Here is a 14,348-nt window from a genome sequence, read left to right on the forward strand (position 1 = left end):
TAAGACAGCAGCTAAAAGTCGTAGGAATCAAAAAATGGCCTTGTCCGGCTCTAGATGCCAGACTTGCCAACCAGCCTCCAAACCGTACCTTAAAACTCCAGTTCCAGCCGTGCCGCAAAGCTATCGGGTTCATCTTCTACCTCCAACACATAGCGGTCTTCATATAAAAGTTCCAGCCTGCGCTGCAGGTTCTTCAGCCCAATGCCGGTGGCCAGGTCGCGGGTGCTGCTGCTGGCTTTGTGGCCGCATTTACAGTTCTCCACCAACAGGGTCAGGCGCTCCTCGGTTATTTTCACATCAATGCGGATCCAGGCGTTGGCAGTTTCGGTGCTAACACCATGTTTAAAAGCATTCTCTACAAAGGGCAGCAAAATAAGCGGCGCAATCTGCTTGCCCGTAATTAGCCCTGTTACGGTAAACTGCACATCAACACGCGTGCCGTAGCGGATGCGCTCCAGGGCGATGTAATTCTTAATATACGCCAGTTCCTTCTCCAAAGGCACTTCGGAAGCATTGGCATCGTAGAGCATGTAGTCCATGAGGCCCGAGAGCTTGAGCACAACCTCCGGCGCGTTGTCCGATTTTTTTAGGGTAAGTGCGTACAAGCTGTTGAGCGTGTTGAAGAGAAAGTGCGGGTGAATTTGTGCCTTTAAAAGTTTCAGCTCTGCTTCCAGCTTATCCCGGGTCAGGTTCTGGGCTGCTTTCTGGTGGTTGTACCAGTTTTTAAGCAACGCGATCACGGCCGTGATGGCTACCAGGTAACTAATGTTCACAATGTTTTTAATGAACCGAAACACCGTCAGGTTATCTTCGGTGCAGGTAGTGGGGCAAAACAGCGGGTGAATTAAAAAAGGCAGCAGCACAAACTGCATCAAGGCCCCGATGGCCCCCATCAGCAAAAGCAGGTACACAGAAAACTCCAGGTAACGCTTCTGCAGCAAATAGCGGGGCATCAGGTAGTACATGTTAAAGTATACCAGCCCCATTTTAAAAGGCAGCTCCACCAACTCCACCATAAAGGCGTTGTAGTAATCATCGATGTAGCTGCCGTACAGCAAACCGAAGAACGAAACGTACACCGCCCAGAAGAACAGGTGCAGCACCACACGGTTCTGCGTGATCTTGCGCACATCCGGCAAGCTCCATGTGGCTCTGGGTCCGATCGCACTTGCCGTGTCCAGCTTTATCTCCATGCTACAAATTTATACTTTCTTCTGCTTGTCACCAGTTCTGTTGCAGTACTTTTAGACAGGTAGCCATACCGCTGTGTTCAGCAGTAAAGTATACTTGTCCGATAACCCCTTACAGCAACTCCTTCCCCGGGTCCCAGAACAGCTCATCAAACGCCACCACCTGGTTATTCTCCACTTTTACGCCCTCCTGCTCCAGCCGCTCCTGCATGGCATTGGGCGCTTCGAAATGCTGGCTGCCTGTCAGCATGCCCACACGGTTCACTACCCGGTGCGCCGGTATCTGCGTCAGGGGGTGCGAGGCAATTAACGCCCAGCCTACCATTCTGGCCGAGCCTTTGGCCCCCAGGTAACTGGCAATGGCACCATACGAGGTTACCCTGCCCTCGGGTATCAGTTGGACCACCTCGTACACATTCTGGAAAAAATTAGCCTTCTTATTCTCGCTCATACACGGTTATTCTTTTTCTGACTACTGTTTAAACATAGAAATAAACTGTTTGTCGCGTTAATTTACCTGTTTGTAGAGGATGTTGGGCAGCTATTTTATTTTAACCGGCAGAGTAGGTAATTTTAAACGTTTCACTGTTTTAATTGTCTAAGTTGTAACTATCATTTCGCAGCTTTGTTAATGCTTTGGCAATTAGCAAGATACCATAAAACCCGGAAAAAACTTACATGCGTACACCTGTAAAATCCATCCTGATTCTGGTGGCAGTAGTAGCCATAGGCTACCTGCTTTATTCAAAAATATTTGCCGGCGAGGAGCAGGCACCCCAGGCCACTGGAGGACCCATGGCTGAAAAAGTAGCGGTAGACGTGTTTGTGGTTTCCCCAACGGCGTATCAAAATAAAATTGTGTCCACGGGCACGGTGCTGCCAAACGAAGACGTAGAACTGCGCAGCGAAATAGCAGGCCGGGTAACCAACATCAACTTTGAGGAAGGCAGCCGCGTGCGAAAAGGGCAGCTGCTGCTAACCGTGAACGCCGCAGAAATGCAGGCACAGCTCCAGAAACTGCAGTCGAACCAGAAGCTGTACCGCGACATGGAGCAGCGCCAGCGCACCCTGCTGGAGAAAGACTACATCAGCAGGCAGGAGTATGACCAGGTGAACAACCAACTGGCCACCGCCACCGCAGACGTTCAGGCCCTGAAAGCCACCCTGGCGAAGGCCTACATCAGAGCCCCCTTTAACGGCGTAGTAGGATTGCGACAGGTGAGTGAAGGCAGCTACGTAACAGCCGCCACGCCCATCGCACGCATCGTGGATGTGAGTCCGGTTAAGATCGAGTTCTCCATCCCCGGCCGATACAGCCAGATGATAAAAGATGGCGATGTGATCACGTTCACCTCCGAAGGCAGCCCCGACACATATGAGGCGAAGATCTATGCCATCCAACCCAACATCGACCCCACCACCCGCACCTTACAGGTAAGGGCGCTGTTCCCGAACACAAACCAGGAAGTAAGGCCGGGGGCTTTCGTTAAAATAGGGCTGGGCCTGAAAGAGGTGGAAGAGGCGATCCTGGTGCCCACCGAATCCATCATACCCGAGGCTTCGGGCCATAAGCTGTTTCTGGTGAAAAGCGGGAAAGCAGTGCCGCAAATGGTGAAGATCGGGCAGCGCTCCGAAACCATGATCCAGATACTGGAAGGCGTTGCGCCCGGCGACACGATCATTCAGTCTGGCGTGCTACAGGCGCGCCCAGGGTCCGACCTCACCATCCGGCGCGTAAAGACTGGCGAGTAGGTGCAAATCGGGATGTGCGGCAGGCGGAAAAGCCGTTGGCCTGACACATCCTCTGTTTATTTTTGAAGTAGAAAAAGTATGGCAAGCTTATCATCCATAAGTATAAAACGCCCGGTACTGGCCATCGTGATGAGCATCACGATCATCGTATTCGGTATCATCGGAATCTCTTTCCTGGGTGTGCGGGAGTACCCCAGCGTAGACCCGCCCGTTGTAAACGTATCGACGAGTTACACGGGCGCCAACGCCGAGACCATCGAGTCGGAGATTACCGAACCGCTTGAGGAATCGATCAACGGTATTGCCGGTATCCGCACACTCACCTCCAGTAGCCGCGAGGGCAGCAGCAACATTACCGTAGAGTTTAACCTGGGCATAGACATGGAGGCCGCCGCCAACGACGTGCGCGACCGCGTAGCCCGCGCCCAACGCAGACTGCCCGACAACGCTGACCCTCCTACGGTATCGAAAGCCGACGCAGATGCCAACCCGATCATCTTTGTGGGTATCAAGAGTGCTACCCGCTCGCTGCTCGATATTTCAGCCATTGCCCAAAACGTGTTCAAGGAGCGCCTGCAAACCATACCCGGCGTAAGCTCAGTAGACATTTGGGGAGAGAAACGCTATGCCATGCGCCTGTGGCTGGACCCCGACAGACTGGCTGCCCTGCAGGTAACCCCTATCGAGGTGCAAAACGCCCTGGCACGCCAAAACCTGGAGCTCCCTTCCGGCAGAATTGAAGGCGCCACCACAGAGCTCTCTGTCCGGACCATGGGCAAGATCTCCTCAGCAGAAGAATTTAACCAACTCATCGTTCGGGAAGACGCAGACAGGCTGATCCGGTTCAGTGACATCGGGTATGCCGAGCTGGCACCTGAGAACGAAAAATCCATCCTGCGCCGCGATGGCATCCCGATGGTGGGCGTTGTGCTCATTCCGCAGCCTGGCTCTAACCAGGTAGAGATTGCCGATGAGTTCTATGTGCGCCTCGAGCAGATCAAACAAGACCTGCCGGAAGACATTGAAGTCGTGATCGGCTTCGACAACACGCAGTACATCAAGGCCTCCATCTCGGAGGTAAAAGAAACGATCTTCGTCGCCTTCGGACTGGTAGTGATCATCATTTTCCTGTTCCTGCGCGATTGGCGCTCCACGGTTATACCGGTGGTGGCCATTCCGGTATCCCTGATCGGCTCTTTCTTTATCATGTACCTGATGGATTTCTCCATTAACGTGCTTACCCTGCTGGGCATCGTGCTGGCCATTGGCCTGGTAGTGGATGATGCCATTGTAATGCTGGAGAACATTTACTCCAGGATAGAGGGAGGGCAACAACCCATGAAGGCCGCTAAAAAAGGTTCGGAAGAAATATACTTTGCCATTATCTCCACCACAGTGGCCCTGGCCGCCGTGTTTTTGCCGGTTATTTTCCTGGAAGGCATTACCGGGCGCCTGTTTCGGGAGTTTGGCATCGTAGTGGCCGGCTCTGTGATCATCTCCTCCTTCGTGTCGCTTACGCTAACCCCCATGATGTGCTCACGCATGCTCAAGCACCGGGAGCGCCCAAACTGGTTCTACCGTAAAACCGAGCCATTTTTCACCGCGCTTACCAATGGCTACCGCAGCAGTCTGGAGAGTTTTATGCGCGTGCGCTGGGTGGCCTTTGTGATTGTGTTTTTAGCCGCCGGAGCGATATTTCTGTTCATGAAAACGCTCCCGTCAGAGCTTGCCCCCGACGAGGACCGCAGTGGCTTGCGTGTGAGCGTTACCGGCCCCGAAGGCGCATCTTACGAGTTTATGGATGAGTACATGAGTGAGCTTACCCAAATCGTGAACGACTCCGTGCAGGGCATCGACAACATGGTGGCCATGACCTCGCCTGGTTTCGGGGGGGGAGGCTCCAACTCGGGTTTCCTGCGCGTACGGTTAGTTGATGCGGCAAAACGCAACCAGACACAACAGGAAATCGTGGACCAGATCTCCCGGCTTTCTACCCAGTTAACCGGTGCGCGCGCTTTTGGCTCCGGCGACAAAGGGCTGGGCGGCGGACGCGGTTCAGGGCAGCCGGTGCAGTTTGTGGTGCAGTCGCCGGACGGCTCCAAGCTGCGCGACATCATCCCGCAGATAATGGACGCGGCACGCCAGGACCCTACTTTCGGGTTTGTGGACGTGAACATGAAATTCAACAAACCGGAGCTGCGCGTGGAAATAAACCGCGAGAAGGCCCAGGCCATGGGTGTGAGCGTACGCGATGTGGCCCAGACCCTGCAGGCCGGCCTGAGCGGGCAGCGTTTCGGGTACTTTATTAAAGACGGGAAGCAGTACCAGGTTATCGGGCAGGTGGCCCGCGAGAACCGCTCCGCCCCCATCGACCTGCGCAGCCTCTACGTGAAGAACAACAACGGGCAGCTCATCCAGCTCGACAACCTGATCGAGCTAAGTGAAGAAAGCGCCTCGCCACAGCTCTACCGTTTCAACCGCTTTGCCTCGGCCACTTTCAGCGCCTCGCTTGCCAAAGGCAAAACCATCAGCGACGGTATTGCCGCCATGGATGCCATTGCCGACAAAGTGCTGGACGATTCTTTCCAGACATCACTTTCCGGGCAGTCGCGCGATTTCTCTGAGAGCTCCAGCAGCTTGCTGTTTGCCTTTATACTTGCCCTGGGCCTGATCTACCTGGCCCTGTCAGCACAGTTCGAGAGTTTCCGCGACCCGGTGATCATCATGTTTACCGTGCCGCTGGCTTTAGCAGGGGCTTTACTAAGCATCTGGTATTTTGGCGAGACGCTTAACATCTTCAGCCAGATCGGGATGATCATGCTGGTGGGCCTGGTAACAAAGAACGGTATCCTGCTGGTAGAATTCGCCAACCAGCGCAAGGAGGCCGGCCTCAGCAAACTGGAGGCCGCCACCGATGCTGCCGTGCAGCGTTTCCGCCCGATTTTGATGACGTCGATGTCGACTATACTGGGCACCCTGCCCATTGCCCTGGCCTTGGGTGCCGGTGCCGAAAGCCGCGTGTCGATGGGTATTGCCGTGGTGGGTGGACTGATCTTCTCCACGGGCCTTACCCTGTACGTGATTCCGGCCATTTACTCGTTTTTCTCATCTGCCGAGGCCAACCTGGCAGGCAGACACGACGAGGATGACGAGCAGGAGCACGAATTGCCGAAGCGCCAGCAGCAGGAGCCTGCCCTTACCCGATAAAAAATTACACAGAAACGACTCAGAGGTAAAACCATTGGATAAACGATTCATGTCTCCATTAAAAGCCGCAGCGCTGCTGCTTACCACGGCAGCCTTGCTATTGCCTGGCAAATCTGTTAGCCAGGATAAACTTACCCTGCCGGAGGCCATTCGCATCGGTCTAGAGAAAAACTACGACATCCGGATAGCCGATAAGCAGGATGAGATTGCCAGCAACAACGTAACGCTCGGGAATGCCGGTTTTCTGCCCACCGCAGATGGCCGCCTCACCAGGGATTTTACCAATAACAACATCCGGAACCAGTTTGAAGGCAACCCGGCACGCGAAGTAAACGGCTCCAAGACAAACGTGACCAACGCCAGCGTGCTGCTGAACTGGACCGTGTTTGACGGTGGTCGCATGTTTATCGAGTACAACCGCCTGCAGGCCCTCGAAAAGTCGGGGAAGCTCTTCACCAAGGCTACCATCGAAAACACCGTTGCCGATATTTCGGACGCCTATTACCAGGTGGTGCGCCAGGCACGCAAGATAAAAGCGATAGAGGACGCCATTGCCATTTCGGAGCAGCGTGTCGCCATGACCCAGGAACAGTACAACGTGGGCGTGCTTCCGAAAGTAGAGATCCTGCGGGCACAGGTAGACTACAATGCAGACAAGTCGGACTTGCTCCGGCAGCAGGAGGCGCTTCGCAACGCTAAAATAGACCTGAACCAACTCCTGGGCCGTGAGCCTACCATTAATTTCGACCCAACCGATTCGATAGTGGTCGATAAAACGCTGTCTGTGGCTTTAGAAGATGCCAGCCTGCTGGCAAGTAACCCCGCCCTGCGCCGCATTCAGCTGCAACGCGACATTGCCATTTACGACCTGCGCGCAGCCCGCGCACAACGCCTGCCTGTTATTGGTTTAGCCGGGAGCTATGGCTACAACCGCTCCCTCCAGGACCCTGTGATCTTTGGAAATACCGTAGGCACGAATGAAAGCAAGCGCGTAGGCTTTAACTATGGCGTGGTATTTTCGGTGCCGCTCTTCAGGGGCCTTAACATTAACCGCCAGGTGCAGAACTCCCGCATCACGATAGAAACAAGCTCACTGGCTTTTGAGCAGGAGCAAAACAGGCTGGAGGCCGAACTGGCGCGCGCTTACAGCCAATATGTGAACCGACTGGAATTGCTGGAGCTGGAAGAGACGAATATGGTGCTGGCCCAACAAAACGCAGACATAGCGCTGGAGCGGTATCGTTTGGGGCTGCTTACGGCCATAGAGTTGCGCGAGGCGCAGCGCAACCAGTTGGTGGCCGAGAACAGGTTAATCGATATCCGGTACGAGGCCAAAGCCGCCGAGACAGAGATTAAACGCCTGAGCAGCTCCCTGCTGCAGGAAGACACGCCGTAAAAGGCCCGGCCAAAGTATCAAGCCATGTTGCAAGTAGAAAAGGATAGCCGTGGCTATCCTTTTCTTGTTTTGGTAGAGGTGCTTTTACAAAGTACTGTAAGTTTATCTGCCACCAACGGCAAAGACGCGGGAAATGTTAAAACCGAACTTAAACTCCCCTTTTGACCACGAGGATGTAGTGTTGGGGATAAATACGTTTTCGATGATACCGGCATTGTTAGTGAAGAACATATGAAACACATGCCCTCCGGTTTCTATCTCGATACCCATCCCAAGAGGCGCATAATATCCGCTGCCAGCCTGCTGCCTTAGTTCCGAGAAAGTATAAAAGTAATCGGCCAGCAAGGCAAAGCGTTTGGTCAGCTTTAACCTGCCCCCTATCCCCACTGAGAAAAGGTCGTGTTCGTCAGCGGGGTTAATCAGGTAGTTACGGTGCTGGAGCAACGGCATCAGTTGCAGCGAGAATTGCTGACCGAACTTATGCGCAACCAGCACCTGGTACGTATACGAAAGCCGGTGCGCAAAATTAGCATACGCTCCTTCTATTCCTTTTTGTGGCGTTAGGGCGCTGCTAACCAACAGGGTGGCCGAAACCGGCATTTTATTATCCTGGGTCTGCGAAAAAAGTTTGTATTTAAAGTACCCGTCCAGCAGCTCCCCGATCTTGCTCCTGCCTGCGCCTACCGTAAAGCGGTCATTCACGCCGTACTCAAACGCTATCCGGATATCAGCCGACTGGTCCATGCCATACAGGGTGTGCACGCCACCGCCTTCACCGGCCACATCGCCGAAATGGTGCGTTACCCTGAAGTCCAGCCCCCTCCGCTTCACGGTTTCTATGGAGTGGCTGTTCACGATGCGGGTGGTTTTAAATGTGGCGAAAACCGGCTGGTGGGCATCTTCCACACTGTCAACGAGGCCATCGAGCAGGTGCTCCTGCGCGTAGCAGGCCGTGGCCGCGAACAGCGAAAGCAAGAGGGCAAGTATAGTTTTAGGACTTAGGTTCATAGAGCGCTTTTACCTTCACTTGTATGTTTTGAGAAATGTTGGTGAGTTTGTCGTTGGGGATGTCGATGGCATGGTCGTTTACCGGCACCATAAAAGTTGTGTTTAACACAATGCGGGTACCTTCAATTGTTAACACACCGGCAATGGTGCGCGCCTTCACCACCCCGTGTATTGCCAGATTACCGGATACAATCACATTGTAGGTGCCATCCTGCGTTAAATCCACGCCTTCCATTAATTTGCCCGTGAAGGTGGCGTTCGGGTATTTGTCACTTTCCAGGTATGTTTCGTTAAAGTGCTCCTGCATCAGTCCGTTCTTAAACTTAAAGGAGCGGATCGGAATTTTAAAGGCAACCTCTCTGCTGGAAATGTTAATAACAGAAACACCTTTACCCGAAACAGCAGCAATGTTCTCGAGCCGGGCTTCAGAGAAGAAACTGGACTCAAACTGCCTGGAGATAAACAATTCTTGTGAAAAGCCCTCTGCAGCAAGCAGTAGGAACAGCACCAGGCATAGTAAGCGCTTTTGCATAAATATCAATTTTTAAGGTATGGCGATCATTAAGAACTGGCATCCTCCTGTCGTGTATATCTGCTGAGGAACCTAAAAAGGAAATGATCCCGTTGGTTTGGAGTAGCACCGCTGTGGTGGGAAGTTAATTATTGGGTGCACCTGCTTTGATCCACGCCTCAATCTTCAGAATATCGCTCTCCGGAAGTGGGGCTTGTTTAAAAGGCATCCCGGGGTATTCTACGAACCTGATTCTGGCTTGCAATTTGGTTAAGCTGGCATTCGAAGTGCTCGGTTTCAAAGCATAACGCTTCAGTTCCTCATACTCGTTCAGGTAGGCAAAGCCAGCCCTATCAGGGTCTGTTGCGCTGGTTGTGTGGCAGTGGTAACAATTGGTTGCAATAATGGGCTGTATGTCCGCCTGGTAAGAGATGCCGGTAGTTTCAGGCTGTACCTCTGCTGCCTCATCGTAAGTGCAGCCAGTGTATATCAGTACAGGCAGGGCCATCAAAACAGATGCAAAGCCGGACCAGAAGCTTTTAGGAGTGAACATAACTGCTATGTGTAGAAAGTTAAAGTTTTGTATCTGGTAAGTTTTAAGCAGGTTGCGGCAAAGGAAACTGCTGCGCATGTAAAAGCTGTTTGTTTGCCCGGTGTAACAGTCGGGGTTCTGCATTTTGTGCGCGTTTGCTGTTAATGCAACCAGGTACTTAAAATTGAGGCTTTCGAGGGTTTTGTAGCAAATTTAAAAAGTGCTGCCATACTTCGTTTCTGGCAGCACTTTTTAAGATTACTATTTAACCAGTTGGGCACGTACCTCACCGCCGGCAAAGGCAGCTGAGTGAACGTTCAGATACCACAGGCCTTTAAGCAAATCTGCTTCCTGGGCTGCATTGAGGGTAACAGCGCCTGTCATGCCTGAAGCATACGGACCGGCAACTGCAAGTTCCACGTCGCCGTTTGCTCCGACAGCGCCTTTGTGAAAGTGCATCGCCGTTGGTGTTAAGCTTGCGTAGGCAATGGTGTAAGTAAGCTTCTTGTTTGACTTGTCGTACACGCCATAGAAGGTACCGGTTGCTGAAGAGCTTGTAGGTGCTACTTCAGCTGAACCAGATAGTTTGTTGCTGAACACAACTTTCTGGTCGGCCACTACCTGGCCTCTCACCTCGCCACCAGGCTGTGCGGCAGAGTGCACGTTCAGGTACAGATTGCCTGCCAGCAAGTCTGCTTCCTGCGCTGCTGTAAACGCAGCGGTAGTACCTTTCAAACCCATTATTTCCATAATTACATCACCGTTTACGCCAGCAGCAGCTTTATGTAGGTGCATGGCAGTAGCGGTTAAGCCATTCAAGGCAACGTTGTAGTCCAGTTTCTTGGTGGTTTTATCATAAACCCCATTAAAGGTACCTGTCGCAGCTGAGTTGTTGGCAGGCACTTCCTGCTTACCGGATAACTTCACGTTGCTCAGCACTACTTTGTCCTCTGTTACAGCCTGGCCTCTTAACTCACCTGCGGCATAGTTAGCACTGTGCATATTCAGATAAAACCTACCTGCCAGTAAATCGGCTTCCTGGGCTTCGGTTAGTTTAAAAGTGCCCTTCATGCCCGATGTATAAGGTCCTGCAACCTCCACTTCTACGCCGCCAGCCGCGCCAACCTCTCCTTTATGAAAGTGCATGGCCGTAGGTGTGGTGCCGGTGTAGTTGATGGTATAGGCCAATTGATTGCTGGTTTTATCATACTGCAGCGAGTACGTGCCCGAGGCATTGGATGTGTTTTCCGGAACCTCTTGCTGGCTGCTCAGCATCACGTTGTTAAAACTAACCATTTCTGCGACTGGCGTCATCGACTGCTCGTCTTTTTCACAACTTGTGCCTGTGATTAGTAAACCGAACAGACATACGGAAGCCATAAGCTTATGGGTAAAAGCTATTTTTTGCATTTTAGTGTTTAATTTAGGATTATTTTAAAAAGGATAGGTAGGTTGGAGGAACCCTCACCTTTGTCAAGGTTCCTCCGGGGTATGTATAGAAATTGCCAGGAATAAACTCGCTTTATTTAGGCAGCATCACTTTGTCGAGCACGTGGATCACGCCGTTGGACTGCTGCACATCGTACACCGAGATGTTGGCCGTGTTGCCCTGCTCGTCCATCAGCACGATGTTTCGGTCGCCGTTCATCCTGGCCGTAAGCGTGCCGCCGCTCACCGTCTTGAGCTCTGCCTTGCCTTTGCCAGCCTTGATGGCGGCCATCAGCTTGGCTGCGTCCATACGGCCCGGCACCACGTGGTAGGTAAGCACCGTGGTCAGCGTCTGCTTGTTCTCGGGCTTGAGCAGGGTAGCAACCGTGCCGTCGGGCAGGTTCTCGAAGGCGTCATTAGTCGGGGCGAACACCGTGAATGGACCCTTGCCCTTAAGTGTTTCCACCAGGCCGGCCGCCTTTACGGCCGCCACCAGCGTGGTGTGGTCTTTGGAGTTAACGGCGTTGTCCACGATGTCTTTGGTGGTGTACATGGCCTCGCCGCCCACCATCACTGTTTTAGGGGCCTGCGCCAGGGCAGGAGTTAACGTAGCCGCTCCGGCCACCAGCATCAACGATAAAATGATCTTCTTCATGTCTTTTTGTTTTAAGTATGGCTCACTTACGCCCCAAATGCCCGGCCCGGATTTACCATACCTGAAAAATATTTTACTTCTTTAATATTTAGAGCTGACAGTATATCGTAACGCACTTTTTATCAAGGGTTTAAAATATAAAGATTTAAAAAAATTTCTTACCGCTACTCTCCTTGTCATGATTTCAGGCTAGCCTGTTTTTCAATTACCGGGTACTGGTTGGGGTTTTGGTTGATCTTTATACCTGCAAGACTACTGGAACCTACAAACATGCCCTGCGCACAGGGCTTTAAGATTTACAGCATAACGCACAACAGCTCTCCCCTGCAGGCAAGGGAGAGCTGTTGCAACGGCTGCGGTATGGGCAGCATGTTAATTTTGGCCTATGCCTGCCTTGATCAGCTCCTCTTTTGTAACGGGGCTGTTCTGGCAGCAGTTCAGCAGTTTACCATCTACGGCCACTGCGGGCATGCGTACCACACCGTATTCTTTCGCTTTGTTCAGGCAGGACTTGTCATCGCATAGCTCTGCCATATTGTAAATGGTCACATCGCAGCTATCGCAGGTCAGGTCCTTCACCATCTGTACTACTGGTTCACATACCGGGCAACCGGCAGTAAAAATTTCTACTTTACGTTTCATATCTTTTGTTTTATTAGGTTAACATGTCGCTTTTTGCAAGATTAATATAAAGATACAGCCAGGTGGAGGGGGGTATACAAGTCCGTATGTCAAATATCTCCTTACCCTGACAAGCACATCAACTGGTAGTGATTGTGCTGCATAAACCTGCCTGTGTAGGGCCTACGGCATCAGATCCAGAAAAACCTTTCCGTAGTAGAAGCCCACAAAAAGCAGTGCACAGCCACTCACAAGCTGAATGCCTCGCCTGAGCCACGTCAGCTGCGCGAGCCGCGATACGAGCCCGGCAAAGAGGCCCACCAGCAGAAAGGGCAGCCCCCTGCCCAAACCGAAGAAGAATGCCAGCAACAGTCCGTAATAAGGATCAGCGGCGGCGGCGGCAACCGAAAGCAGCAGTAGCAGCGGCGCGGCAGAAGTGCCGAGGCTAAAGATGAACCCATAGAGGAAGGCTCCTCCTGCGCCGGGCTTTCGGAGCGAGGCCAGCTGCCTGACCTGCAGGCGCGGCCCGTAAAAAGCGAGAGCAGCGGCAGCCACCGAAACAAAGACCATCATCAAGGCCCAGTAGCGGCCAAACGACTCCGTCAGCACGATGCCCAGCCTGCCGGCAAGTGCGCCCAGCAGCGTCAGGTTTACCAGTATGCCCATGAAAAAGGCCACTGCGATGATGAATCCGCTCCGGGATTTGCCCCCCGTGTTACTGCTAACCAGGCCTGCCACGCCCAACCCTACCGGCAAGGTGCAGGGGCAAACCCCGCTGGAAACAATACCGGCGAGCAAGGCGATGCCCAAACTCAGGAAAGATACCTCCGTCATGCCCGTGCCGAAACTTTCAAAGAAGCTCTCTAAAGTCACTGCACTTCTCCTTCCGCTTCAGGCTCTCCCGCTTTGTACCCGATCTCGTTTATTGCCTCCCGCACCTGAACCGGTGACACCTCAGAGGGTGCATAGCTAAAGGTAACGTTACGATCCTGCAGACTGACTTGTACCTCTTGCACGCCATCCATGGATTTAAGCTTCTTTTTAACGCTGGCCACACAGGCGTTGCAGGTCATCCCCTCCACCGGTATGGTCGCTTTTTTAAGATCCGTGGCAGTAAGCTCCTGCCCCGTCATAGCCTGCGTTTCCTCCTGATTGGAACAAGCCCCTGCCACCACTGCCACAAAGAACAATGCGGCAAGCACAGCTTTGCGGCTAATCCGGCTTTGATTTTCTTGATTCATATGCTCTTGTTTTGATTTATTCTTGAATGCTAGGCCTCCAGCGGGGTAAAACCAGCGTTGCCAATGGCACTTTTAAGTTGCTCCTGCTTTACCTTGCCCGGATCATAGTTTATGTACACCTGCTTGCGGGCCACCTTCGGCTTTACTTCCTGTACGCCAGGAAGTTCTTTTAAAGCAGCCGTGATAGCACCGGCACAGCCTTCACAAACCATGTCAGGAAGTTTATAAACTACACTCGCCAGGGCTGTTTCCGGCACAGACAGCTTGCTCCTGTGCCAGCGGCTAAAAAAGAATACAAGAATGCAAGCAATCGAAGCAAAAAGTATAAGTAGCAGAAGTGGTATGAGCTGAATTTCCATTTTAATTCATTAGGTTATCCAAAACGGCATAAGGTCATTATTTATACTTTGTCTGTGTCAGTCTTTCTTCTCTGCCTTCAGATACTGTTCCAGCCACTGGGTAAGTTCCTCCAGTTCTTCCATTTTGTGGGTCAGCTCCTCCAGTTTCAGGTCCGGAAACTGCTGGCGGAGCGCCTCAATCCTTTCTTCGTTACCACAGTCGCCGGGGCATGAGTTGCGCGCATGCACGATCTGGATGGCCAGTGTCTTACGGTATACTTCATCCAAAAGCAGGTGGTGCGCCTTCTGCAGTCCGCTCTCCACAGACTTTAGCTGTAGGAGTATGTCTTTTGGTGATTTATCCTCATCCAGCATCCGGACGATGCCGTCTACCTGCCCGCTTACGCTCTTTAGGCGGTTCTTAATGTCTCTGGTTAAGTCTTTTGGTAACATGAAGTATGGTTAATCT

The 14,348-nt window shown here is 52.4% G+C and carries 15 protein-coding genes; 3 read left to right on the plus strand and 12 right to left on the minus strand.

What is annotated here, in order from left to right; all coding sequences use genetic code 11:
* Positions 1-89: 89 nt before the first annotated feature.
* Positions 90-1,193: a sensor histidine kinase gene (locus AC4BAN_RS16660; protein ID WP_490565549.1), complete on the minus strand. Its 1,104-nt coding sequence runs from the start codon at positions 1,191-1,193 to the stop codon at positions 90-92.
* Positions 1,194-1,302: 109 nt separating this feature from the next.
* Entirely contained in the window at positions 1,303-1,641 is a 339-nt protein-coding gene (locus tag AC4BAN_RS16665; RefSeq protein ID WP_490565550.1) for an MGMT family protein, read from the minus strand.
* 227 nt (positions 1,642-1,868) lie between these two features.
* Between AC4BAN_RS16665 and AC4BAN_RS16670 the strand changes: the two genes are divergently transcribed.
* From AC4BAN_RS16670 to AC4BAN_RS16680, 3 genes are all read left to right on the plus strand, one after another.
* Entirely contained in the window at positions 1,869-2,942 is a 1,074-nt protein-coding gene (locus tag AC4BAN_RS16670; protein WP_490565551.1) for an efflux RND transporter periplasmic adaptor subunit, read from the plus strand.
* 78 nt (positions 2,943-3,020) lie between these two features.
* Positions 3,021-6,149 carry an efflux RND transporter permease subunit gene (locus AC4BAN_RS16675; RefSeq protein ID WP_490565552.1) on the plus strand — a complete coding sequence of 1,043 codons (3,129 nt, stop codon included), beginning with the start codon at positions 3,021-3,023 and terminating at the stop codon, positions 6,147-6,149.
* 49 nt (positions 6,150-6,198) lie between these two features.
* On the plus strand, positions 6,199-7,545 hold the full coding sequence (locus AC4BAN_RS16680) for a TolC family protein (RefSeq protein WP_490565553.1): 1,347 nt from the start codon (positions 6,199-6,201) through the stop codon (positions 7,543-7,545).
* 102 nt (positions 7,546-7,647) lie between these two features.
* On the opposite strand, the gene AC4BAN_RS16685 is transcribed toward AC4BAN_RS16680, so the two are convergent.
* From AC4BAN_RS16685 to AC4BAN_RS16730, 10 genes are all read right to left on the minus strand, one after another.
* The gene (locus AC4BAN_RS16685) at positions 7,648-8,553 is read right to left on the minus strand and encodes a DUF5777 family beta-barrel protein (protein ID WP_490565554.1); all 906 of its coding nucleotides are present in this window, start codon (positions 8,551-8,553) and stop codon (positions 7,648-7,650) included.
* Positions 8,537-9,085 carry a YceI family protein gene (locus AC4BAN_RS16690; protein ID WP_490565555.1) on the minus strand — a complete coding sequence of 183 codons (549 nt, stop codon included), beginning with the start codon at positions 9,083-9,085 and terminating at the stop codon, positions 8,537-8,539. The genes AC4BAN_RS16685 and AC4BAN_RS16690 overlap by 17 nt, the downstream gene beginning before the upstream one ends.
* A gap of 124 nt (positions 9,086-9,209) precedes the next feature.
* Positions 9,210-9,740: a c-type cytochrome gene (locus tag AC4BAN_RS16695; RefSeq protein WP_490565556.1), complete on the minus strand. Its 531-nt coding sequence runs from the start codon at positions 9,738-9,740 to the stop codon at positions 9,210-9,212.
* A 117-nt stretch (positions 9,741-9,857) separates the two neighbouring features.
* Complete coding sequence (locus tag AC4BAN_RS16700; RefSeq protein WP_490565557.1) at positions 9,858-11,006, minus strand: CHRD domain-containing protein; 1,149 nt, start codon at positions 11,004-11,006, stop codon at positions 9,858-9,860.
* Between the two features lie 112 nt (positions 11,007-11,118).
* Complete coding sequence (locus tag AC4BAN_RS16705; RefSeq protein WP_490565558.1) at positions 11,119-11,679, minus strand: fasciclin domain-containing protein; 561 nt, start codon at positions 11,677-11,679, stop codon at positions 11,119-11,121.
* Between the two features lie 372 nt (positions 11,680-12,051).
* On the minus strand, positions 12,052-12,321 hold the full coding sequence (locus AC4BAN_RS16710) for a thioredoxin domain-containing protein (protein ID WP_490565559.1): 270 nt from the start codon (positions 12,319-12,321) through the stop codon (positions 12,052-12,054).
* A gap of 162 nt (positions 12,322-12,483) precedes the next feature.
* On the minus strand, positions 12,484-13,173 hold the full coding sequence (locus tag AC4BAN_RS16715) for a cytochrome c biogenesis CcdA family protein (RefSeq protein ID WP_490565560.1): 690 nt from the start codon (positions 13,171-13,173) through the stop codon (positions 12,484-12,486).
* Positions 13,170-13,541, minus strand: coding sequence for a heavy-metal-associated domain-containing protein (locus AC4BAN_RS16720; protein ID WP_490565561.1), 372 nt, complete (start codon positions 13,539-13,541; stop codon positions 13,170-13,172). The genes AC4BAN_RS16715 and AC4BAN_RS16720 overlap by 4 nt, the downstream gene beginning before the upstream one ends.
* Positions 13,542-13,570: 29 nt before the next feature.
* Positions 13,571-13,900 (minus strand): heavy-metal-associated domain-containing protein, encoded by a 330-nt coding sequence (locus AC4BAN_RS16725; protein WP_490565562.1) that lies wholly within the window; start codon positions 13,898-13,900, stop codon positions 13,571-13,573.
* Between the two features lie 57 nt (positions 13,901-13,957).
* Entirely contained in the window at positions 13,958-14,332 is a 375-nt protein-coding gene (locus tag AC4BAN_RS16730; protein ID WP_490565563.1) for a metal-sensitive transcriptional regulator, read from the minus strand.
* Positions 14,333-14,348 lie beyond the last annotated feature (16 nt).

The organism is Pontibacter sp. GD13, assembly GCF_058216355.1.

Coding starts and splice junctions, on each gene's coding strand:
- AC4BAN_RS16695 (WP_490565556.1), bottom strand. CDS start 9,740: ATGCAGAACCCCGACTGTTACACCGGGCAAACAAACAGCTTTTACATG.
- AC4BAN_RS16675 (WP_490565552.1), top strand. CDS start 3,021: ATGGCAAGCTTATCATCCATAAGTATAAAACGCCCGGTACTGGCCATC.
- AC4BAN_RS16730 (WP_490565563.1), bottom strand. CDS start 14,332: ATGTTACCAAAAGACTTAACCAGAGACATTAAGAACCGCCTAAAGAGC.
- AC4BAN_RS16725 (WP_490565562.1), bottom strand. CDS start 13,900: ATGGAAATTCAGCTCATACCACTTCTGCTACTTATACTTTTTGCTTCG.
- AC4BAN_RS16720 (WP_490565561.1), bottom strand. CDS start 13,541: ATGAATCAAGAAAATCAAAGCCGGATTAGCCGCAAAGCTGTGCTTGCC.
- AC4BAN_RS16680 (WP_490565553.1), top strand. CDS start 6,199: ATGTCTCCATTAAAAGCCGCAGCGCTGCTGCTTACCACGGCAGCCTTG.
- AC4BAN_RS16660 (WP_490565549.1), bottom strand. CDS start 1,193: ATGGAGATAAAGCTGGACACGGCAAGTGCGATCGGACCCAGAGCCACA.
- AC4BAN_RS16690 (WP_490565555.1), bottom strand. CDS start 9,085: ATGCAAAAGCGCTTACTATGCCTGGTGCTGTTCCTACTGCTTGCTGCA.
- AC4BAN_RS16700 (WP_490565557.1), bottom strand. CDS start 11,006: ATGCAAAAAATAGCTTTTACCCATAAGCTTATGGCTTCCGTATGTCTG.
- AC4BAN_RS16685 (WP_490565554.1), bottom strand. CDS start 8,553: ATGAACCTAAGTCCTAAAACTATACTTGCCCTCTTGCTTTCGCTGTTC.
- AC4BAN_RS16705 (WP_490565558.1), bottom strand. CDS start 11,679: ATGAAGAAGATCATTTTATCGTTGATGCTGGTGGCCGGAGCGGCTACG.
- AC4BAN_RS16665 (WP_490565550.1), bottom strand. CDS start 1,641: ATGAGCGAGAATAAGAAGGCTAATTTTTTCCAGAATGTGTACGAGGTG.
- AC4BAN_RS16670 (WP_490565551.1), top strand. CDS start 1,869: ATGCGTACACCTGTAAAATCCATCCTGATTCTGGTGGCAGTAGTAGCC.
- AC4BAN_RS16710 (WP_490565559.1), bottom strand. CDS start 12,321: ATGAAACGTAAAGTAGAAATTTTTACTGCCGGTTGCCCGGTATGTGAA.